Annotated in this window: 17 protein-coding genes; 14 read left to right on the top strand and 3 right to left on the bottom strand. The window is 59.2% G+C overall.

All coding sequences use genetic code 11. From position 1 onward, the window contains the following. Positions 1-327: 327 nt before the first annotated feature. The 3 genes from ACCD00_RS05980 (at position 328) to pgm (ending at position 5015) form a co-directional block, all read left to right on the top strand. Positions 328-1818, top strand: coding sequence for a hypothetical protein (locus ACCD00_RS05980; protein ID WP_413422793.1), 1491 nt, complete (start codon positions 328-330; stop codon positions 1816-1818). Between the two features lie 40 nt (positions 1819-1858). Continuing rightward, on the top strand, positions 1859-3259 hold the full coding sequence (locus ACCD00_RS05975) for a PLP-dependent aminotransferase family protein (protein ID WP_413422791.1): 1401 nt from the start codon (positions 1859-1861) through the stop codon (positions 3257-3259). 109 nt (positions 3260-3368) lie between these two features. Beyond that, positions 3369-5015: a phosphoglucomutase (alpha-D-glucose-1,6-bisphosphate-dependent) gene (pgm, locus tag ACCD00_RS05970; protein WP_413422789.1), complete on the top strand. Its 1647-nt coding sequence runs from the start codon at positions 3369-3371 to the stop codon at positions 5013-5015. A 162-nt stretch (positions 5016-5177) separates the two neighbouring features. Here pgm and ACCD00_RS05965 read toward each other — a convergent pair whose 3' ends face one another. Further along, positions 5178-5873, bottom strand: coding sequence for a pirin family protein (locus ACCD00_RS05965; RefSeq protein WP_413422787.1), 696 nt, complete (start codon positions 5871-5873; stop codon positions 5178-5180). Between the two features lie 279 nt (positions 5874-6152). Between ACCD00_RS05965 and ACCD00_RS05960 the strand changes: the two genes are divergently transcribed. After that, on the top strand, positions 6153-8627 hold the full coding sequence (locus ACCD00_RS05960) for a UvrD-helicase domain-containing protein (protein ID WP_413422785.1): 2475 nt from the start codon (positions 6153-6155) through the stop codon (positions 8625-8627). 207 nt (positions 8628-8834) lie between these two features. Here the strand turns inward: ACCD00_RS05960 and ACCD00_RS05955 are convergent, their stop codons facing one another. Next, a complete protein-coding gene (locus ACCD00_RS05955; RefSeq protein WP_413422783.1) occupies positions 8835-9107 on the bottom strand; it encodes a DUF1652 domain-containing protein in 273 nt (90 codons plus the stop codon). A 264-nt stretch (positions 9108-9371) separates the two neighbouring features. On the opposite strand from ACCD00_RS05955, the gene ACCD00_RS05950 reads away from it, so the two are divergent. The 4 genes from ACCD00_RS05950 (at position 9372) to ACCD00_RS05935 (ending at position 13186) form a co-directional block, all read left to right on the top strand. Next, entirely contained in the window at positions 9372-10187 is an 816-nt protein-coding gene (locus ACCD00_RS05950) for a helix-turn-helix domain-containing protein (RefSeq protein WP_413422781.1), read from the top strand. Between the two features lie 50 nt (positions 10188-10237). Beyond that, positions 10238-11644, top strand: a complete 1407-nt coding sequence (locus ACCD00_RS05945) for an NAD(P)/FAD-dependent oxidoreductase (protein ID WP_413422779.1) — start codon at positions 10238-10240, stop codon at positions 11642-11644. 43 nt (positions 11645-11687) lie between these two features. Beyond that, a complete protein-coding gene (locus ACCD00_RS05940; protein WP_413422777.1) occupies positions 11688-12029 on the top strand; it encodes a cupin domain-containing protein in 342 nt (113 codons plus the stop codon). A 71-nt stretch (positions 12030-12100) separates the two neighbouring features. After that, the gene (locus ACCD00_RS05935; RefSeq protein WP_413422775.1) at positions 12101-13186 is read left to right on the top strand and encodes a polyamine ABC transporter substrate-binding protein; all 1086 of its coding nucleotides are present in this window, start codon (positions 12101-12103) and stop codon (positions 13184-13186) included. A 45-nt stretch (positions 13187-13231) separates the two neighbouring features. Here the strand turns inward: ACCD00_RS05935 and ACCD00_RS05930 are convergent, their stop codons facing one another. Then, positions 13232-13909 carry an MliC family protein gene (locus tag ACCD00_RS05930; RefSeq protein WP_413422773.1) on the bottom strand — a complete coding sequence of 226 codons (678 nt, stop codon included), beginning with the start codon at positions 13907-13909 and terminating at the stop codon, positions 13232-13234. Positions 13910-14482: 573 nt separating this feature from the next. Here ACCD00_RS05930 and ACCD00_RS05925 point away from each other — a divergent pair. The 6 genes from ACCD00_RS05925 to ACCD00_RS05900 all read left to right on the top strand — a co-directional run bounded on the left by ACCD00_RS05925 (position 14483) and on the right by ACCD00_RS05900 (position 22921). Further along, a complete protein-coding gene (locus ACCD00_RS05925; RefSeq protein WP_413422771.1) occupies positions 14483-15940 on the top strand; it encodes a serralysin family metalloprotease in 1458 nt (485 codons plus the stop codon). Positions 15941-16021: 81 nt separating this feature from the next. Further along, positions 16022-16435 (top strand): AprI/Inh family metalloprotease inhibitor, encoded by a 414-nt coding sequence (locus tag ACCD00_RS05920; protein ID WP_413422769.1) that lies wholly within the window; start codon positions 16022-16024, stop codon positions 16433-16435. Positions 16436-16595: 160 nt separating this feature from the next. After that, a complete protein-coding gene (locus ACCD00_RS05915; protein WP_413422767.1) occupies positions 16596-18371 on the top strand; it encodes a type I secretion system permease/ATPase in 1776 nt (591 codons plus the stop codon). A 35-nt stretch (positions 18372-18406) separates the two neighbouring features. Further along, positions 18407-19717 carry an HlyD family type I secretion periplasmic adaptor subunit gene (locus ACCD00_RS05910; protein ID WP_413422869.1) on the top strand — a complete coding sequence of 437 codons (1311 nt, stop codon included), beginning with the start codon at positions 18407-18409 and terminating at the stop codon, positions 19715-19717. A 2-nt stretch (positions 19718-19719) separates the two neighbouring features. After that, the gene (locus ACCD00_RS05905; protein WP_413422765.1) at positions 19720-21087 is read left to right on the top strand and encodes a TolC family outer membrane protein; all 1368 of its coding nucleotides are present in this window, start codon (positions 19720-19722) and stop codon (positions 21085-21087) included. Positions 21088-21220: 133 nt separating this feature from the next. Beyond that, positions 21221-22921: a polyurethanase gene (locus ACCD00_RS05900; protein WP_413422763.1), complete on the top strand. Its 1701-nt coding sequence runs from the start codon at positions 21221-21223 to the stop codon at positions 22919-22921. The last annotated feature ends 63 nt before the right edge of the window (positions 22922-22984 follow it).

Raw genomic sequence — 22984 nt, 5'->3', positions numbered from 1 at the left:
GTGCAAATCTCCAAATTAGTTCGTTGTTGTGTAGTTGCCAAAAAGACAATGACAACTTTCTTCTTTATTTCTTGTGTTAAGTGTCTGTGGGACTTTGTCGGACGTTTCCTAGGACTACGAAATCAATCGACAAAACCCTTGCCAGCCGGGCGCTATAGCCTCGCCTTCGCCATTAAGCCGAGGGGGTGCTGCGATCATTTCAAATGATTTCCGGAAAATTCAAGTGCTAGCATTTGGCAATAAGGTCCATGACTCCATTCGTGCAGACAGTCCAATGGGATTTGCTGTCTGCGCGATGTTGAACTTACGAGTATCAGGTAAATAAAGATGACCAGCATCCATGACCAAGCGATGAACTATGTCTATCAACAAGTGCTGCAGCGATTGCTGGGATATTTCTCGCGCGCCGAACGTACCGCATTGCAATTGTTGATTCAGCGCCTGGCGGTAGCGGCGGGGGGCATGGAGCACATTGGCGATTACAAGGTGTTGGCGATCCAGTCCGGGGCCCGTGACAACTGCTACACCCTGGCACTGTTGCGTGCTGCGCAGTTGACCATTGCCACGCGGGCGCCAGCGACATTCCAGTTGCGCATCGCCTCGTTGCGGTTGAACGGAACAAGCTGCGCAGCCGAGGAAAACATGCACCGGACCAACAGCGCATTGTTTGTCTATGACGATCCCCGGGTCGAGGTGTTGATGGTCGATGATCGCGAAGTCTTGCCGTTCAACCACCTGACGCCGATCTCCGACGCCGCTCGCGAGTCCAGCCGCCTGAACCAGCTGTTGATCGGCCATCGACGGGAATGGCGTGGAGGGTTCGACCTATGGGATGACGGTTATCTGGCCACGGGGGAGTTCTACGGACAAATCGCCCGCTGGGACGGTGGTGTCGATGCATTGCTCATCAGTGACACGCCGCGTCAGCAGAAACAGTTCATCGACGGTTTGAAGCGTGCCGCCATCAAGGCCGGGCTCAAGCCTTCGCACGCGGGCGAGGCTGGTTATGCGGGGTTGTTCGCATTGCTCGACGAGCTGGGCAGCGACTGTTATCAGGCGTTCTACGTGGATTACGGCCAGGTCCCATGGCGTCCGCAAGAGCGCTTTGAGACCTGTCGTCGTACGGCTTGCATCGACATTCACGACCTGCTGGTCAGTAACCTGGAAGAGCGCTGGCCATTGCTGACTGAATTTCTCGGGTTCCAGCCTGACGAAATGTTCGCGCAGATCAGCGACAACGAATTCGTCAGCCCTTCGATCTCGGCGCACGTCCGGGGGTTGCAGGCAAGCTTCGTTCAGGGGCGCAGTTACGAGTCCGGCGTTGCGCAATACCTGCAACACGCCTTGGTGATGATGCGCCGCAAGCGCTTGCCTGAACGTTTGTGCGAGCAGGCCATCGAGGTGTTCGGCAACCCGGCGACAATGAGCGAGCGGCGCGCCCGAGCGGCGGCCGAGGCGCAAAAGAACCTGGGCTTGAGCGAAACACAACTGGTGTGCCTGCTTTTTGCGCCTTTTGTCGAAAAAGGTGCGGGGCTCAAGCGTTTTCTGCGTCAGTGCCATCCGGGCATGCTGGTGGCCATGCCCGAGTTGCACCGGGCCATGCAGGGGCATCCGGTCGCCGAACAGATCATGCAATGGATGATTGATGTGAGCGGATTGCCCGTCAGCCTGATTGGCCAGCTTTATCGCATGGAGGGGTCGCCCGCAAGCGCAAGCGGAGCACCTCAAACACCCAGCCAGAGGGCTGCATTGCAAAATACTGCGGACGATCCTGGCGCTGATCTCACGTTGGTGGATGAATGGTCAGCGGGTCACTGAACGTGGGCGGATTTTCAGCCACTGCGGTCGGCCTTCAACGATGAAAGGTCCACGAGAAACGGATTTTGCCTATCAGGCGGTTTATCGATACCTGGCCAGCCTGATCAACGAGTCGGAAGGGGATACACCCATCCGCCTGCCGTCGCTGCGGCATCTCGCGGAGCGCCTCAATGTGTCGATCTCGACCATCCAGTACGCCTATTCGCTGCTGGAGAAAGAAGGACGCGTCTATTCGGTGGCCAAGTCCGGCTACTACGCGTTGCCAGTGTCCTCAATCAACCTGCAGGACAGCGGCAGCGACCTGCTGGAAGCCGTCTATGTCAACGCCAGGCGCCCGGGGATGCTGGTCCTGAGCGCCGATGAACCGGCGTTGTTGCAGCCGCTCGACAGTCCTTTGTTGCTGCTGGAGCGAGAGTTGCTGCGCCAGTATCCCCGGCAACCGCAGTCGCCTTCGCAACCCTGCGGCGAGCTTGAATTGCGCACCGCCCTGGCGGCACGCTACACCACGTCTCCCATGCGTTACTGGCACGCCGATGATGTGTACGTCGGCGCCGACCTTCGCGGTGTAATGGAAATCCTGATCGCCGTGCTGGGCTTGAAAGATGCCACCGTAGTGGTCGAATCGCCGTGCGACTGGACGATCCTGCGTTTGTTTCAAGCCGCCTGCGTGCGGGTGATCGAGTTGCCCGTGCAAGCCGATGGCTGCCTCGATCCGGAACGACTCAAAATGCTGCTGGCTACCGAACCTGTGCGGCTGGTGATGCTGTCATCGGCCCTGAACATGCCCCGTGGCAGCCAGGCGTCTGACGAAAACAGACAAGACATTGCCCGGCTTTTGGCCGCGCATGACAGTTGGGTTCTGGAAAACGACTGTTATGGCGAACTCGGGTTCGACCTGGGCGGTGTGCGTTTTCGCGACTTGCTGGACCCTGAGCGGCTGATGGTGTTTTCCACGTTCGAGAAAACCATCGGTGCGGAAGCGCCCTTCGGTTACCTGCTTTCAAGGCATTTGAGCGCTGAGCTGCAACGGCACTTTCTGCTGCGTTCCTTTCGTCTCTCGCCGATTCGCCAGAAAGCCATCGCCCGTTTGTACAGCAGCGGTCGCATCGATCAGCACCTGCTGGTGCTGCGGCGGCTACTCAAGGAACGCAAGAGTCAAATGACCCTGTTGTTGCAGGAGCGCCTGGCTGATGCCTTGCATTTCGTCGAGCCGCAAGGCGGTGCAACGATCTGGGTGCGCTCGTTGCGTCGGGTCAATGTACGGCGAGTGTTCCAGCGCCTGCTGGCGCATCAAGTGGTCATCGCACCGGGCGAACTGTTCAGCCTCCACGGTCTGCACGGGCAGCATTTGCGCTTGAGTCATACGTTCGGCGGCGATCACAACCTGCCGGCCGCACTGGGCTTGTTGGGGGATGCGCTGCGTCTGGAATCGATCGAGTGAGACAAGAAATAACATCCTTCACTCTGTAGGATCGATCCCATCGCGTTGCGGTCAAACTGCCAGTAAACTGCGACCCAATCCCTGAACCACTCTATTCCAGAGGTTTTGCATGACACTCAGTCCTTTTGCGGGTAAACCGGCACCGGCAGAATTGTTGGTCGACATCCCGCGACTGGTAACGGCCTATTACACCGGCCAGCCTGATGCGTCGATTTCGACCCAGCGCGTTGCCTTTGGCACATCCGGGCACCGCGGCAGCTCGTTCGACTTGAGTTTCAACGAATGGCACGTGCTGGCAATCAGCCAGGCAATCTGCCTGTATCGCCAAGCTCAAGGCATCGATGGCCCGCTGTTTGTCGGTATCGACACCCATGCGCTGTCCACGCCGGCCGGCGCCAGCGCCCTCGAAGTACTGGCGGCCAACGGCGTGACCGTAATGATCGCCGCTGGCGACGAGTACACGCCGACGCCAGCCATTTCCCATGCGATTCTCTGCTACAACCGTGGTCGCACCACCGGCCTGGCGGACGGCATTGTCATCACGCCGTCCCACAACCCACCGCAAAGCGGTGGCTACAAGTACAACCCAACCAACGGCGGCCCGGCCGATACCCACATCACCAAGTGGATCGAAGCCAAGGCCAACGAACTGCTGGCCAACAAGCTCGCCGGCGTCAAACGCATCAGCTACGAGCAGGCACTGAAGGCCAGCACCACCCATCGTCACGACTACCTCAACACCTATGTCGCCGACCTGATCAACGTGATCGACTTCGACGCCATCCGCGATGCCAAGCTGCGCCTGGGTGTCGATCCGCTGGGTGGAGCGGGGGTGCGCTACTGGTCGGCGATTGCCGAGCATTACCGTCTGGACCTGGATGTGGTGAACAAAGAGGTCGATTCGACCTTCCGCTTCATGACCGTCGACTGGGACGGCCAGATCCGCATGGACCCATCGTCCAGCCACGCCATGCAAGGCCTGATTGGCCTGAAAGAACGCTTCGACGTGGCGTTTGCCTGTGATCCGGACCACGACCGCCATGGCATCGTCACGCCGTCCGGTGGTTTGCTGGCGCCGAACAACTACCTCGCCGTTGCCATCGACTACCTGTTCCAGAATCGTCCGCAATGGCGCGCCGATGCTGCCGTGGGTAAAACCGTGGTCAGCAGCGGTTTGATCGATCGCGTGGCCAGGCGCCTGGGTCGCCGCCTGTACGAAGTGCCGGTTGGCTTCAAATGGTTTGCCGATGGCCTGTTCGATGGTTCCCTGGGTTTTGGCGGCGAAGAAAGCGCCGGAGCCTCGTTCCTGCGCAAGGACGGGAGCGTCTGGTGCACTGACAAGGACGGTTTGATCCCGGCCTTGCTGGCTGCCGAGATGACTGCCCGGACAGGTCGCGACCCGAGCCAGGCGTATCGTGCCTTGACCGATGAATTGGGTCAGCCGTTCTCGGTGCGGGTCGACGCCAAGGCCAACCCGGAGCAGAAATCGCTGTTGAGCAAGCTGTCGCCGCAACAGGTCACCTCGACCCAATTGGCCGGCGAACCGATCCAGAGCATCCTCAGCCATGCACCGGGCAATGACCAGGCCATTGGCGGCCTCAAGGTCATGACCGAAAACGGCTGGTTCGCTGCGCGTCCGTCGGGCACGGAAGACATCTACAAGATCTACGCCGAAAGCTTTGTCAGCGACGACCACCTCAAGCAACTGGTGGCAGAGGCGCAAACGCTGGTGGATGGTGCCATTTCCGCGAAATAACTACATACCCCTGTGGGGGCGGGCTTACTCGCGAAGGTGTGTCAGCTGCATGGGCGTCGACTGACACTCCATCGCAAGCAGGCTCGCTCCTACAAGGGGTGGTGGTTCGGGCACAAAAAAGGGGCGCATTCGATGCGCCCCTTTTTTGTTGCGTTCAGCAGGTCAAGCCAGGTCCACCAGAACGATCTCGCTGTCCTCGATGGCAGTCACCCGCAACACAGGCTCGTCGGCAACGGCTACACCGTCTCGAGCTTGTGCACGCAAGCCATTGACCTCAATGACACCCGTGGCCGGTACCAGGTAGGCGCGACGACTGTTGTCCAAGTGGTACTCGGCGTTTTCGCCGGCCTTCAGGTTGGCCGCTACCAGCCGGGCATCGGCGCGAATACGCAGGCTTTGATCGTCGCCTTCCTTGCCGCTGGCCAGGGTGACAAAACCTTCGCGGTTGCCTTTCGGGAACGGTTTGGCGCCCCAGGAAGGCGCCAGACCGGACTCATTCGGGATAATCCAGATCTGGAAAATCGTGGTCGGCGTCGCTTCCAGGTTGTACTCGCTGTGGGCAATCCCGGTACCGGCGCTCATGACCTGGACGTCACCCGCTTCGGTACGGCCCTTGTTGCCCAGGTTGTCCTGGTGGGTGATTGCGCCTTCGCGGACATAGGTGATGATTTCCATGTCACGGTGCGGGTGTTGCGGGAAACCGGTGCCGGGAGCGATCACGTCATCATTCCAGACCCGCAGGTTGCCCCAGTTCATGCGCTTGGGATCGTAGTATTCGGCGAACGAAAAATGGTGGTGAGCATCCAACCAGCCGTGGTGAGCACCGCCGAGCGAGTTGAAAGGTCTGAGTTCAAGCATGATCGTCTCCAGAAAAGGTTCGTCATGGTGCGAGGCGCCTGGGCCATGAAGCGAGACCGGTGAGTGATGACAGCCATCATCCAACAGCCAACAATCGATAAAAAGCGTAAAAAATGCTGCATTCCCATCGAATGGATTGATATGAAATAACCTCGAAAGTTTCTCATCCAACCTTCACTTCATCGCATAAGCCAATGAGTCATAAGCAATTGACTAGAACTCAACGGCAAATGCAGACACCATAGCGCTCAACAGCCTCACACCCTGGAGTCAGTCCGCGTGCCGCAACACACCCCCGATCTCCCGCCCGAACTTCGCCCCTTGGCCGAGATGCCGCTGATCAAGCGATTGCTCGCCCGATTCTTCGGTTACAGCCTGACCCGCCTGCACGCACAGCATCGGGCGTCGTGGTTGCATGGCCAGGCCGACGGTTTTCGCAGCGGTCACAGTGCCGGGGTCGATTACGGCTATAAGGAAGGCAAGCTCGAAGGGCTGGAGGAGGGTCGACAGGTCCTGCTGATCCGCGACTCGCGCTGCACTGAACACCGACCACCGAATGTCGACGACCTGTTGTTCGACGATTGGCGCCTGCCGTTGAGCGCCGAGTTGAAGAAGCGCATGAAGGCTGATGTCGCCCGGTTGTTGCCAGCCCATGCCCAACCCAGCACTGCACAGTGGAAAATGATCTTCAGCGACACGCCGTCCACTTCGGTGATCGCGGGTGCCGGCGCAGGCAAGTCGACCACGCTGGTGCTGCGTATCCTGCTGCTGACCCATTATCTTGGCTTCGAGCTGAGCTCGATGACGGTGGTGACCTTCACCCGTGAGTCGCGCAAGGACTTCATCAACAAGCTGATCGAACTGTTTGCGCTCTGGGGACGAGCGATCAGTTTCAAGGAGGCGCGGGATCTGGTGCGCACCTTCCACTCTCGGATCCTGCCGATGGTGCGCAGTCTTCCGGGTTTCGAGCGTTTGCAGGCCTTCGAAAACCTCAGCCTGCGGGCAGCGCAGGGGGACGAGGAGGTCGACAGCAATCCATTCGATTTGCGCATCAACGACGCTCAACGCCAACAGCTCAACGCCTGCTATCACCGCCTGCACAGTGACAATGAACGTTTTCGCGAGTTGATCAAACCCTTGTCCCGGCATGCCTTGCAACTCAGGGAGCTGGAGCGCGATCACCCGGATGTGCAGAAACGCATGGGCGTCACCGAACTGGCGGCCAAGCGCGATGAAGAACTGTGCGACGCCATTGAAGACCTGTGGTTTCGCGCCGGTGCCTGGCCCATCAAGGGGATCGAACCGAAACGTCAGTCGTTCGATATCAACGGTTCAAAATTCCATTGTCACGGCTACATCCCGACTCTGGATGCGTGGGTTGTACTGGGGTTCGATCCTCGGGAAAACCCGCAGGTCACGCGACCAAACGCCAAGCTGTCGGTGCGCGCAGAGTGGGCAGTAAAGCGCACCCTGTTTCAAGCTTTCTGTCGTAAGCCATTGATATGGCTAGATAGTTACGAATCGTCAAAACGTGTTTTAGCCTCGCTTGCCGGCGATGCCAGCGCCGGACCGGGCTTCGATTACAAGGTCAAGGGCGAGCTCGCCTCTGCACCGCTGCTGGATTGCTTTGTCGCTGCCGCCGGGTTCATCGAGAACCTCGGGCTGGATGTGCCGGACGCCGTGGCCCGGATGAGTTTCGCCAAGGACGATCCCGACCGGTTCTTCTTCGAGGCATTGAGCCTTTACTGGCGAGCGCTGGAAGATCATTTGCTTGATCAGAAACCGCCGATCATGACCTACAACCGGATGTTTGCCCTGTTCAGCGAGCATTCGCCGGAGAATCTCAAACTGCTCGGCGATGAGCTGCTGCGACCGTTGTCACACCTGATGATCGACGAATTTCAGGACGTCTCGCCGCAGATCGTCTCCTGGATCAGGGCCAGCCTGGCAGAGATCCGCAGTCGCGGACCGGCCATGCACGTCGGACGCGCAGCCCAGCGTTCCTCGCTGCTCTGTGTGGGCGATGACTGGCAGTCCATCTACGGTTGGCGCGGCAGTTCGCCGACCTACTTCATGGAGTTCAACAAGGAGTTCCCGTCGCCAAGTACCACCAAGGTCATGCTCAGCGACAACTATCGCAGCCATCAGCACATCATTGATGCCGCCGAGCACATCGTGCGCGCGGCACCGGCGATTGCCGGCAAGAAAGCCAAGGCCAGCGGTGAACCCAAGGCCTTGTTGCCAGTGAACGTCCTCGATCGCGATGACCAAGGCATGGCCCAACGCCTGATGGAGCATTATCGAAAGGGCGATTCAACCTTGATGCTTTATCGAAAAAGCAGCGATAAGTTATTGATAGAAGAGCATATTCAGTCTGTAGTTAATGTTGATTCGAGGTTGCCGCATGAGGCGCGCAGGCTCAAGCAACTGACGTATCACAGCGCCAAGGGCCTCCAGGCCGATGCGGTGTTTTTGCTCGGCGACTGCCAGCACCTCACCAGTTCGCCTTACAAGAATCAGGTGTACCGGATGGCGGGCCTGGGCAAGGCCGGTGACAGCGAACCCTATGACAACGCCCAGAAGGACGAGATCCTGCGGCTGGCGTATGTGGGTATCACCCGCGCTGTCAGCCATTGCTACTGGTACGTCGATGCGCAGGACTCCCAGGCCGCGAACCTGCCCAAGGCATCCGACCGGATCGGCAAGGGCAAAGCGTTTTTTGCCGACCAGCGTAAAAGCCAAATCACCGCCTGAATCGAGACCCTGTAGGAGCCGGCTTGCCGGCGATGGACTCAAGTGCGCCGCGTTTATCCAGTTCACACGCGTTCTCGTTAACGACCATCGCCAGCAAGCCGGCTCCTACAAGGGACCGTGATCCCGCTGAAAATGAAGTGACTTTCAATGCAGTGAAAGTCCACAAAAAAGCCCACGATATGTGGGCTATTTTGAGTCGTTCAGCCTTCAGGCGTAACTCCTGAGGGCCTGCGGTGGGGTGAAGGTTTCAAGCTCATCCTCTACTGCTTCGATTATTCGTTCTACATCCGCGGCATTCATGACGGTGGCGCAAGGAATCCCGGCAATGGCGATCATGGTCTCGCCTGTGGCACGGTCAAAAAGACGGGCAATCATGCTGCCCGGCGCGTCCATGCTCGCCTCGAAACCCATGGGATGAAAATGCCAGCGCATCAGCTGGCAGGCGTTTGGAAACGTGACCTTACTGAACCCTCTATTCATGTGTTGCCCGCCTTCATTTTCGAGCGCTTCCCTTAGCTCATGGTAGGAGGGAGAACCTTCATTGGTTCAACCAGTGACAGTTTTTAAAAGTAGCATCCGGCTGTGAAAAAAATGTGGATTTTTCAGGTCGTTTGGCGATTGCCGCCATTGTTTTGATTCAGCTCACTGTTATCGGCCATTTCCGGTTGCCCGCCATAATCCGTTTAGTCGTTGAAGGCAAAGCGGAAGTTGGGCAAGCTCGGTTTTTTCCCGTCGAGATTTTCCATGCACGCCGATGATGATGGCCCGTTGCAGACCCAGGCCACGGGCGAGACGGTCATGCGCTATCACTTGCGCTGGAAGCACCGGGATCTGGACGGCGTCATGGCGCTTTATCACCCCGAAGTCCAGTACAACGACTTTTTCCAGAACCGGGTCATGGGCCTGGCCGAACTGCGCGAATACGTGCGCAGCAGCATGCCCCGGGATCCGGATGAAGCACTGGAGCACTCCGACCGCATTCGTCTGGACGGCAATACCGCGTTCATTCAATACCGAATCACCTTGCGCGGTGGTGAAGGCCTGGTGTCGTTCCGCGCCAGCGAAGCGATCACCGTCAAGGACGGGCTGATCTGGCGGGTCAATGAATATGCTTCACTGGTGCACGAGCAACCGGGCAGCAAGACTTCCGGCAACCAGCGTCCGGCGGTCAGCCGACTCGGCCTGTCGCCTCGCCAATTGAGCTTCATGGCCGATGACCTGCAGCAGTATTTCCAGGGTCAACAGCCGTACCTTGACCCGGAGCTCGATCTGCAACGGGTGGCGAAGGAGTGTGGGTACAGCCGCAATCAGATTTCCTATCTGTTGAATCAGGTGCTGGGCCAGAGTTTCTATCGCTACGTCAACCAGGCGCGCCTGCAACATTTGCTTGCAGCGCTGGATGCCGCCACACCGCCATTGCGTATCGATGAACTGGCCTTCGCCGCCGGATTCAATTCGCTGTCGGCGTTCTACAGCTGTTTCCGCCAGCACACCGGCCAGTCACCCAAGGCCTACGTCAAACAAATTTCTTTGCGTGCACGCGCGCAAGACAGCCCCTGAGCCCACGCACTAGGATCGACGTCATCGAAGTTTGAGTGGCGGAGTCTTGCATGCCGGCGTGGCGCACTATCAGTTTGTGGATGGACCAGCTCGACGAGCCGCTATTGGCGCGTCCGGCGCTGGAGCGGGATCTGGATGTGGATGTGGCAATCATCGGCGCGGGCTACACCGGCCTCTGGACTGCGTACTACCTCAAGCGGCAGAAACCTGAACTGAACATTGCCATCGTCGAAGCGCAAACCGCCGGTTTCGGCGCGTCGGGGCGCAATGGCGGCTGGCTGATGGGCAATTTGCTGGGTGAAGATCGCCTGCTGGCCGATCTTGCGGTCGAAGAGCGCCGCGCTTCCTACGATTTGCTGCACAGCATTCCGGATGAAGTGGAGATTGTCCTCAAACGCGAGGGCATCGACTGCGATTACCGTAAAGGCGGGGTGCTGTATTGCGCGGCGCGCTATCCGGAGCAGGAGGCTAGCCTTCGCCGCTACCTGGACGATCTTCACCGCCAGGGCCTCGACGACAGCCACTATCGCTGGCTGAGCCCGGAACAACTGGCGCAACAGATCCGCGTCGCCAAACCCTATGGCGGTATCTACGCACCGCACGTTGCGACCATCCACCCGGCCAGGCTGGTTCGCGGGTTGGCCCGGGCCGTTGAGCGGCTGGGGGTCAACATTTACGAAAACAGCCCGGTCACCCATTGGCAGTCCGGTAGCCTGCGCACGGCGAAAGCCTCGGTGCGCAGCCGCTGGATAGTGCCGGCGGTAGAAGGCTACTCCGTCACCTTGCCGCCATTGGGGCGTTATCAGATGCCGGTGCAGAGCCTGATTGTCGCGACCGAGCCGTTGTCTGCGGCCACCTGGGACGAAATCGGCCTGAACCGCGGCCAGGCGTTCAGCGAGGCCAGTCGCCAGGTCACCTATGGCCAGCGTACCGCTGACAACCGTTTGATCTTTGGCGCCCGGGGCGGCTATCAGTTCGCCGGCAAGCTGCGCCACGACTTCGACCTGACCACGGATGAAAAAGAGCTGCGGCGCTATCTGTTCGGCGAGTTGTTCCCGCAGTTGAAGAACGTGCAGATCACCCATTCCTGGGGCGGCAACCTGGGCATGTCCCGGCACTTCAAGCCGCACATGCTCTGCGACCGGGTCAACGGCATCGCCTTGTCGGGCGGCTATGGCGGGGAGGGCGTCGGCGCCAGCAACCTGGGAGGACGGACGCTGGCCGACCTGATCCTGGGGCGCGACACCGATCTGGTACGCCAACCGTGGGTCATCCCGCAGCGAGGCCTGGACGCGCTCAGGGCCTGGGAGCCGGAACCCATCCGCTGGCTTGGCTACAACGCAATCATCCGCAGCTTTGTCCATGAGGACCAGACCCTGGCCAACCCGGCCACTGCACCCTGGCGGCGCAAGCTGGCCAGCGGGGTTGCCGGTTTCATGGAAGGTTTCATGCACTGAGCGGCGCGCTCTTCATCTACAGGCCACATCGACAGGTATTCCCATGAGCATCACACAATTCAAGAACACCGCAACCCTGAAACTGCAAGAGTCCAACCCGGTCGCCGTGCCCCTGGGGACTCCCGTGGCCGTGGCTTCGACCATCAGCGTCGAACGCGACGACGGCGTCGAGACCGGTGTCTGGGAATGCACGCCCGGGCGCTGGCGGCGGCAGATCGTCGCCCAGGAATTTTGTCACTTCATCCAGGGCCGCTGCACCTTCACACCCGACGGCGGCGAACCGATGCACATCGAGGCCGGCGACGCGCTGATGCTGCCAGCCAATAGCCTCGGTATCTGGGACATCCAGGAAACCGTGCGCAAGACCTACGTTTTGATTTTTTGAATGCTTTTGAAATTTGAAAGCTGATCTTTTGATTGCCTGCCAATAACAACAACCTCTACAGGAATCGACTCATGATCCGAAAGACCCTGACTCTGGCTCCGCTGATGCTGGTTGCATCCATCAGCCAGGCCGCCGAAACCGTCAAAATCTACAACTGGTCGGATTACATCGCGCCAGACACCACGAAAAATTTCCAGAAAGAAACCGGCATCGGCTTCACCTACGACGTCTACGACAGCAACGAAACCCTCGATGGCAAGCTGATGACCGGTAAATCCGGTTACGACGTGGTGTTTCCGTCCAACCACTTCATGGCCCGGCAGATTGAAGGCGGCGCACTGAAGAAGCTCGACAAGAGTCAGTTGCCGAACTGGAAGAACCTCAACCCGGTATTGCTCAAGGCATTGCAGACCAACGACCCGGGCAACGAGCACGGCTTCCCGTATCTGTGGGGCAGCACCGGCATCGGCTACAACATTGCCAAGGTCAAAGCGGTGCTGGGCGACAACGCCCCGGTGGATTCCTGGGACCTGATCTTCAAGCCCGAGAACATGCAGAAGTTGCAGAAGTGCGGCGTGGCCATCCTCGACAACGGCCCCGAACTGCTGCCGGCCGCGTTGAACTACCTCGGTTTGCCGCATCACAGCAAGAACCCGGAAGACTACAAAAAGGCCGAAGCGCTGCTGATGAAAGTGCGGCCATATGTCAGCTATTTCCACTCGTCCAAGTACACCAGTGACCTGGCCAATGGCGACATCTGCGTCGCGGTCGGTTTCTCCGGCGACATCCTGCAAGCGGAAAACCGCGCCAGGGAAGCCAACAATGGAATCGACATCGGCTACTCGATTCCCAAGGAAGGCGCAGCGATCTGGTTCGATATGGTCGCGATGCCGGCCGACGCCCCGGACGACAAGGCTGGCTACGCCTTCATGGACTACCTGCTGCGCCCGGACGTCATGGCCAGCGTCAGCAACTACGTGCATTACGCCAATGGCAACGAGAAAGCCGACAGCCTGATCGACCCTGCGATCAAGAACGACACCAAGGTTTACCCAAGTCCTGAAATGATGGGCAAGCTGTTTGCGCTGGAAGCGATGCCACTGAACATCGACCGGGTGCGTACCCGGGTCTGGAACAAGATCCGTACCGGCAGCTGAAGCGTTGAGCGGACATCGGGACCGGACGTCCCGATGCCATCGTCATCAACTGACCGGCTCGGCTGCACAACTCATCTGGCCTGAGCCGGGAATCTGCAAAAACACGTCATTGTCGATTTGCCAGAAGCTGTAGTTGCCTTTGTAATCCTTGCCCGTGTACTGGGTTCCGGAATGGCTCGGCACCTGGTTCAGGGTGATGGAGGTGTTCGCCCATTTCAGGAACACAACGCCCGGTTCGACCGTAAAGAAGGTCGCAGCAACCAATGCGTTAAACCCTGCGCAACGATAAGCCACCGGGCCTTCCGTGAGCCTGCTTGGGTCCTTGGTTCTCGCAATGGCCGAGCCCTGGCGCAGCTGGAACGCACGCTCGGCATAACTTCGGATGACGCACGCCTTGGCTTGAGTCCCGCCACCACACTGGTTACGGGACTCCATCCAGAACCGCTGATCAATCTCGACTTTATCCGGGCGCGGCACTGAATGGTCATCGGTGAGCGCCAGGAGATAAAGACGATCGAGTTCCAGGTCCATGCGCGCCAGTTGCGCGTCGTGACAGACAAGTTTTTCGGCGGATGCCTGGGGGTTGGCGCAATCGAAACTGGTTTTGTACGTTGGCAAGGGCTTTGGCTTGGCCTTTGTCTTTGTGGCGGCGTCACACAGGCTCGCCGTCACGCACGCGCTGACGGCGAGCACAGAGACCAGAAGTGGCGTGACCATTTTCATGTCGGCTTCACCCGGATCATTTCGTGAGGCCCGTGGTGTAAGGCAATCCATCGAACCCTTGCACCGTCATTCGTTCATGGGCTGTATCGCAGTTTAAGGCAGTGTGCAAAACCTGCCACACCGGGGAGGGTTCCAGTGGGGCGACAACGCCGGTTGTGCAGCCTTTGCGGAGCTGAAATGGTTATTGCCTGATGGTCATTCGTTGCCTGCTCGCGAAGAACGATAACCCGGTATTCAGAGGTGATCACCTCATTGGAATGTTTAACGGATTAAACATAAATAGTCGGACGATTCGAGTGCCCGGAAACTTACCTATATTTAATAATTAAATTGTCGATTGTCCGACAATAACTCCCGTCTAATATTTTTCAACTCGATACTTTCTCAGTAAACCCACTGTTTACGGGCACATTCCTGAATGCACAAATTTGACGTCAAAAAAGTAGTGGACGTTTGATTTCTAATTGTGTCAGTTTTCCTACGCCTTCAATGGGCGAGTGATAGGACGATCTCGCCAGGGATCGTCGCTATCTGACAAAAAACTGTTCCATAGCTAAACAAGGAAGTGTGTTTATGTCGAAAGTAAAAGATCACGCTATTGATTCCGCCGAACAGGTGCTGTTGCCACTGTCAGCATTGGCGGCAAGCAGTTCTGCATTTAATCAGATCAATAGTTTCAGCCAGCAGTATGATCGGGGCGGCAACCTCACGGTCAATGGCAAACCGTCGTTCTCCGTCGATCAGGCAGCCAACCAATTGCTGCGCGACGGCGCTGCTTACCAGGACAAGGATGGTAGCGGCAAAATAGAGCTGACCTATACCTTCCTGACTTCGGCATCGTCCAGCACGATGTACAAACACGGGATTACCGGGTTCAGTCAGTTCAGCGCGCAGCAGAAAGCCCAGGCCGTGCTTGCCATGCAATCCTGGGCCGACGTGGCCAATGTTACCTTCACAGATAAGGCCAGCGGCGGCGATGGCCACATGACCTTCGGCAACTACAGCGGCGGTCAGGACGGCGCGGCTGCGTTTGCCTACCTGCCTGGTACCGGGGCCGGTTACGACGGGACTTCCTGGTACCTGATCAACAACAGTTACACGCCCAACAAGACCCCGGACCTGAACAACTATGGCCGGCAAACCCTGACCCACGAAATCGGCCACTCCCTGGGCCTGGCCCACCCCGGCGACTACAACGCCGGCGAGGGTGCACCGACCTACAATGACGCGTCCTACGGGCAAGACACCCGCGGCTACAGCGTCATGAGCTACTGGAGTGAAAGCAACACCAGTCAGAACTTCAGCAAGGGCGGCGTCGAAGCCTACGCGTCCGGCCCGCTGATTGACGATATCGCTGCCATCCAGCAGCTCTACGGTGCCAACACCACCACTCGCACCGGCGACACTACCTACGGTTTCAACTCCAACGCCGGTCGCGACTTCCTTGGCGCGTCTTCGTCGGCGGACAAGGTGGTGTTTTCGGTCTGGGATGCAGGCGGCAAGGACACCCTGGACTTTTCCGGGTTTACCCAGAACCAGAAGATCAACCTCAATGAAACGTCGTTCTCGGACGTCGGCGGCCTGGTGGGTAACGTCTCCATCGCCAAGGGTGTCACCGTCGAGAACGCCATTGGCGGTTCGGGCAACGACTTGCTGATCGGTAACAACGTGTCCAACGAGCTCAAAGGCGGTGCCGGCAACGACATCCTTTACGGCGCTGGCGGCGCGGACAAACTGTGGGGCGGCGCAGGTTCGGACACCTTCGTGTTTGCGGCCAGCAGTGACTCCAGGCCTGGTACGGTCGACCAGATCCTCGACTTTGTCAGCGGTCTGGACAAGATCGACCTGACCGGCATCACCAGCGGCGCGGGCCTGCACTTTGTCAGCGCCTTCACCGGGGCGGTGGGCGATGCGGTGCTCAGCACCTCGGGCGGCAACAGTTTGTTGTCGGTCGACTTCTCCGGGCATGGCGTGGCTGATTTCCTGGTCAGTACCGTGGGCCAGGCGGCGTACTCGGACATCGTGGCTTGATGTGAGGTGAACAAGGAGGGCGGCGCTCGATGCGCCGCTCTCTTACCGTAAGCAGGGTTGCGGCCCGGAGTACAAAAACCTATGACGCACAGCGTCTTTTCCCGCAAGGCAAGCGCGTGGCTTCTGGCAGCGCTGATGATTTCTACTGGAGATGCAACCATGGCAAGCAGTCTGAAACTGGCGGATCCGTCGGAGTTGGCTGGCAATTGGCTGGCCACGTTGAATGCCGCACAAGACACGGACAAATCACCGTTCGTTGCGTCGAATGATTGCTTGATCGAGCTTCAGCCAAACCAGACCCTGGGCGCCGGCGCGGACTGCTTTACCGCCTGGCTTGGGGAGCAGGCAATCGGCTGGTTTCCTGAACCGGACGGCATTGCAATCACCGGCAGGGAAGGCTCAAAAATCCTGTTCTTCAGCCGCCAGTTCGAAGGGCTTTATCAAGGCACTTTGCAGTCGGGGCAGACCATTACCCTCAAGCGGTCGACGCGATAGCCGCAAAAGCAGTCAGCGCAATCCCCCGGCACTTTATCGATCACAAAACATTGTTCGTTATTTGTAAACGATAACGGGCAAACAATGTCTCGACCGTGTGTGGACAGTTAACTGGAACCTCGCCCACGCGTGGCGATAAATATCAGCTCAGGAATAACCAATGAAGATGGCGAAGGCCCCAGCCACCGCACCATTAATCAAGGCACTGGGGGACTATAAGAGCATCTTGATCAGCGTCGGTTGTTTTACCGCCCTGATCAATATTCTGATGTTGGCGCCCTCTATCTACATGCTGCAAGTCTATGACCGGGTACTGTCTTCGCAGAATGAAACAACACTGGTCATGTTGTCGCTGATGATTGTCGGGTTCTTTGCCTTTATCGGTTTGCTGGAAGCTGTCCGCAGTTTCATCGTTATCCGTATCGGCAGTCAGTTGGAGCGACGGTTCAATCTGCGGGTCTATCGGGCGGCGTTCGAGCGCAACCTGTTCAAAGGCGAAGGCAATGCGGGACAGGCGCTGGGGGATCTGACACATATTCGCCAGTTCGTCACCGGCCCTGCGTTGTTCGCGTTTTTCGATGCGCCGTGGTTCCCGGTGTACCTGTTGGTGATTTATCTGTTCAACATCTGGCTCGGCGTTTTTGCCACGGCGGGGGCTTTGTTACTGATTGCGCTGGCCTGGCTTAATGAGTCCATGACCAAAAAACCGCTGGGTGAAGCCGCCGCGTGTTCCCAGCGATCCAGCCAATTGGCCACCAGCCATTTGCATAACGCCGAAACCATTCAGGCCATGGGTATGCTGGGGGCGTTGCGCAATCGCTGGTTCCAGGTGCATTCACGGTTCCTCGGCCTGCAAAACCAGGCCAGCGACACGGGCGCCGTCATCAGTTCCTTGAGCAAAACCCTGCGCCTGTGCCTGCAATCGTTGGTGCTGGGCCTTGGCGCGTTGCTGGTGATCAAGGGTGACATGACCGCCGGAATGATGATTGCCGGTTCGATCCTGATGGGCCGTGTGTTGAGTCCTATCGATCAGTTGATCGCCGTATGGAAGCAGTGGAGCGGCGCCAAGCTGGCTTACCGCCGTCTCGACGCCTTGCTGCAAGCCTTCCCGTCGGGCGACGAGGCCATGGCGCTGCCGGCGCCGAAGGGCCAGATCACTTTTGAGCAGGTCAGCGCGGCGCCTCCGGGGCAACGGGCGGCGACCCTGCACCTGGTCAGTTTCAGCCTCGCTGCGGGTGAGGTAATGGGCGTGCTCGGTGCTTCCGGTTCCGGTAAATCGACACTGGCACGGGTACTGGTGGGTGTCTGGCCGACGCTCGGCGGTACTGTGCGGCTCGACGGTGCGGACATCCATCGCTGGAACCGCGACGACCTCGGGCCTTACATCGGTTACCTGCCGCAGGACATCGAGTTGTTCAGCGGCAGCATCGCGCAAAACATCGCGCGTTTCCGCGAGGCCGATCCACATAGCGTCGTGGCCGCCGCACAGCAGGCCGGGGTGCATGAACTGATCCTGCGCCTGCCGCAGGGGTACGACACCACGCTCGGCGAAGACGGCAGCGGCCTTTCCGGCGGGCAGAAACAACGGGTGGCCCTGGCCCGTGCGCTGTACGGCCAGCCGCGCCTGGTGGTGCTGGATGAGCCGAACTCCAACCTCGACACCGTGGGTGAAGCGGCGTTGGCCAGCGCGATTGTGCAAATGAAGGCCCAGGGCACCAGTGTGATCCTGGTGACCCATCGTTCTTGCGCGTTGGCCCAGGCCGACAAGTTGCTGGTGCTCAACGACGGGCGCTTGCAGGCGTTTGGTTCGAGCCAGGACGTGCTCAAGGCACTCTCGGGGGCTCAGCAAGCACAACATGAAAAAACCGCGCAAGCGCCGGGCGGGCTCAGCATGAGCTGGCAGTCTCAGCCCGCGACAAGGAGTTCGGGCGTATGAGCCGTAGCCAGGTAAACCCTCAAAACGAAGCGACGATGGAGCACGACCACCTGGCTGGACAGCCTGAACGCGACGCGCGTTACTTCGCTCGCCTGGGCTGGATACTGGCGATTGTCGGCGCTGGCAGTTTCTTCACCTGGGCCAGCCTGGCCCCCCTCGACCAGGGCATACCGGTACAGGGCACAGTGGTGGTCTCGGGCAAGCGCAAGGCCGTGCAGTCGATGAGCAACGGCGTGGTCAGCCAGATACTGGTGAGCGAAGGCCAGCGGGTAAAACAGGGCCAGCCGCTGTTCCGGCTCGACCAGACTCAGGTCGCCGCGGACGTGCAATCGCTGCAAGCGCAGTACCGCATGGCCTGGGCCAGCCTTGCCCGTTGGCAAAGCGAGCGGGACAACCTCAAGCAGGTGAGTTTCCCCGCCGAGTTGAGCAACGACCCCGACCCGCGTCTGGCGTTGGTGCTCGAAGGCCAGCGCCAGCTGTTCAGCAGCCGCCGCGATGCATTCGCCCGCGAGCAGGCCGCGTTGCGCGCCAGCATCGAAGGCGCCGGCGCGCAACTGGCCGGCATGCGCCGCGCCCGTACCGACTTGAACGCTCAAGCCGATTCCCTGCAACAACAGCTAAGCAATCTGACGCCACTGGCGGAAAACGGCTACATCCCGCGCAATCGGTTGATGGAGTACCAGCGGCAACTGTCGCAAGTGCAACAACAGTTGGCAGAAAATCTCGGCGAAAGCGGCCGGGTGGAGCAGGGTATTGTCGAGTCTCGCTTGAAGCTGCAACAGCATATCGAGGAGTACCAGAAAGAAGTACGCACCCAACTGGCCGAAGCGCAGCTCAAAAGCGTGACGCTGGAAGAACAGTTGAACTCCGCCGGGTTCGATCTGCAGCACAGCGAGATCATTGCCACGGCTGACGGCATTGCGGTCAATCTGGGGGTGCACACGGTAGGCGCAGTGGTGCGTCAGGGCGACAACCTGCTGGAGATCGTACCTCAGGACACGCGCCTGGAAGTGGAAGGGCACCTGCCGGTCAACCTGATCGACAAGGTCGGTCCGCACCTGCCGGTGGATATCCTGTTCACCGCCTTCAACCAGAGCCGCACCCCGCGTGTACCGGGCGAAGTCAGCCTGGTCTCCGCCGACCAGTTGCTCGATGAGAAAACCGGCGCACCGTACTACGTGCTGCGCAGCAGCGTCAGTGACCAGGCCATGGAGAAACTCAATGGCCTGGTGATCAAGCCCGGCATGCCAGCGGAGATGTTCGTGCGTACCGGTGAACGTTCGCTCCTCAATTATTTGTTCAAACCGCTGCTCGACCGGGCAGGCTCCGCGTTGACCGAGGAATAAGGATGTTCGGCAGTATGAATAAGCTTTCGATGCTCGGGGCGGCGTGGATGTTGTTCGCGGGCAACCAGGCCGTGGCGGCCATGGGACCGTTCGAGGTCTATGAACAGGCATTGCGCAATGATCCGGTATTCCTCGGCGCCATCAAGGAACGTGATGCAGGCCTTGAGAACCGTGCCATCGGCCGCGCCGGGCTGTTGCCAAGACTGGGTTACAACTACAACAAGGGCCGCAATAGCTCCAAGGTCACCTACCTCGACGAGCGCAGGCAAAACCAGAGCGATGACCGCAACTACAGCAGTTACGGTTCCAGCCTGACCTTGCAACAACCGTTGCTCGACTACGAGGCCTACGCGGCTTATCGCAAGGGCGTCGCGCAATCGCTGTTTGCCGACGAAAATTTTCGTGGCAAGAGCCAGCAATTGCTGGTGCGGGTGCTGGAAAACTACACCAAGGCGTTGTTCGCCCAGGACCAGATCGATATCGCCCTGGCCAAGAAGAAAGCTTTCGAGCAGCAGTTCCAGCAGAACGAGCAGATGTTTCGCCAGGGCGAAGGTACTCGCACCGACATTCTCGAAGCCGAATCGCGCTACGAACTGGCTATCGCCGAAGAAATCGAAGCGCGTAATGAACAGGATGCATCTCTGCGCGAACTTGGCGCGCTGATCGGTGTGCCGGCGATCGACATTGCCGACCTTGCACCACTGGATCAAAACTTCCAGACCTTCACCCTGCAGCCGGCCAATTACGACACCTGGCATGAGATGGCCGTGGCCAATAACCCCAACCTGGCTTCCCAGCGCCAGGCGCTTGAAGTGGCGCGCTACGAGGTCGAGCGCAACCGGGCCGGGCACCTGCCCAAGGTCAGCGCCTACGCCTCGGTGCGTCAGAATGAATCGGAAAGCGGCAACACCTACAACCAGCGCTACGACACCAACACCATCGGCATCGAAATCAATGTGCCGCTGTACGCCGGCGGTGGTGTTTCTGCATCGACCCGCCAGGCAAGCCGTGCGATGGAGCAGGCCGAGTACGAACTGGATGGCAAGACCCGGGAAACCCTGATCGAGTTGCGACGGCAGTTCAGCGCCTGCCTGACAGGGGTGAGCAAGCTGCGTGCCTATCAGAAAGCCCTGACCTCCGCCGAAGCGCTGGTGGTCTCGACCAGGCAAAGCATTCTGGGCGGTGAGCGGGTCAACCTCGATGCGCTCAATGCCGAGCAACAATTGTTTACCACCCGCCGGGATCTGGCCCAGGCGCGCTACGACTATCTGATGGCCTGGACCAAGTTGCATTACTACGCCGGGACCTTGAATGAACAGGATCTGGCCAGGGTCGACGAGGCGTTCGGACAAGGCCTTCAAACCCGATGATTGCCCCCGTAGGAGCTGCCGCAGGCTGCGATCTTCTGATCTTCAGCGTTTTCGTTGACGCAAAAAGATCGCAGCCTTCGGCAGCTCCTGCAAAAAGCGAAATACAGCCGGAAATAAATGGAAAGGTAACGACATGGGACTGTTTGATTACAAAAACGCCGGAAGCGAAGCCGGCAAGGCGTTGTACAGCGATGCCATCGCCTTGACGCTTTATGCGTACACGCCCACCGGCCAGCCACTACCAGCCGGCGGTTGGGCGCCGATAAGCGCCACGACGCTGGGCTATCAGGGCAAGGTTGGCGCCCAAGGTACCTTCTATGGCGAGAAGGACGGCTTCACCAGCGCCGAAGCCGAAATCCTCGGTAAATACGACGGCGCCGGGAACCTGATTGGCCTGGGCATCGCCTTCCGTGGCACCGGTGGCCTGGGGTACGGCGACACCTTTGGCGACATGAAAAACAACCTGTTGGCCGCGGTCGGCCCGGTGGATTATGCGAGCAACTACGCGAAAAACGCTTTCGACAGCCTGCTCAAGAGCGTCGCTGCATTCGCTATCGCCCACGGCCTGAGTGCCAGGGACGTTGTGGTCAGCGGGCATAGCCTTGGCGGGTTGGGGGTCAACAGCCTGGCGGAGTTGAGTGGCAATAACTGGGGCGGTTTCTTCAAGGACGCCAACTACATCGCCTTCGCTTCGCCAACCCAAAGCGCCACCGGCAACAACGTGCTCAACATCGGTTACGAGAACGACCCGGTGTTTCGGGTGCTCGACGGCACTACCTTCAGCAGTGGCTCACTGGGCAAGCACGATGGTCATCAGGATTCAGCGACCAACAACGTCGTCAACTTCAATGATCAGTACGCCTCCACCGCGCAGAACCTGGTGCCCTTCAGCATTCTCAACCCGCTGAACTGGTCGGCCCATGGATCGCTGGGTTACGCCGACGGACTGAACCGGGTGATCGACTCTGCCTTCTATGACCTGACCGGGAAGGATTCGACCCTGATCGTCTCCAACCTGTCGGTGTCGACTCGCGGCGCCACCTGGGTCGAGGACCTCGGGCGCAGTGGCGAGCCGCACACAGGCAGCACGTTTATCATCGGCACCGACAGCGCCGATTGGCTCAAGGGCGGCGCCGGCAATGACTTCATCGAAGGCCGGGACGGCAACGACCGTTTCCGCGACGACGGCGGCTTCAACATACTTTTGGGCGGCAAGGGCAACAACACGTTCGAACTGCTCAAGCCACTGCAGAACTTCAGCTTCGCCAACGATGGCGATGGCACGCTGTTCGTACGTGACGCCTATGGCGGCATCAGCATGACCCGGGACATCGGCGCGCTGGTGAGCCAGGAATCCGGATCATGGTGGAGCACCAGGGACATCACCTGGACCGTCACCGGCAACGGCCTGCTCAATGGCAACGAACTGACCCGCTACAGTCATTCGCTCAACGGCGATGCCCTCGGCAATACGCTGTTAGCCGACGTCCAGGGTGACTGGCTGTTCGGCAACGGCGGCGATGACGTATTGCGCAGCGACAAGGGCCACGTGACCTTCGTCGGCGGCAACGGCAACGACGTGATGCATTCCACCGGGGACGGCAGCAATACCTTCCTGTTCAGCGGCGCTTTCGGATTTGATGCGATCAATGGCTACCAGGGCAGCGACACCCTGGTGTTCATGGGCGTTGAAGGCGCGGGGCAGGGCTATGACTACCGACAGCATGCCTCCCAGGCCGGTCAAGACACGGTGCTCAAGGTTGGCGACTTTTCCGTGACCCTGGTCGGGGTGGGGCTGGATAACCTGTCGACTTCCGGCTTTGTGTTTGCCTGACAGATTTTTGTAACAGCACTGGAGGCTCCGGGCATCTCGCGATCGAGGTGTCCCGGCAGTGAG

It is taken from the genome of Pseudomonas sp. Pseusp3, assembly GCF_047304225.1.
Classification (GTDB): domain Bacteria; phylum Pseudomonadota; class Gammaproteobacteria; order Pseudomonadales; family Pseudomonadaceae; genus Aquipseudomonas; species Aquipseudomonas fluorescens_CD.
Note: the sequence above shows the minus strand (reverse complement) of the source record. Positions and strands in the feature narration are given on the sequence as shown.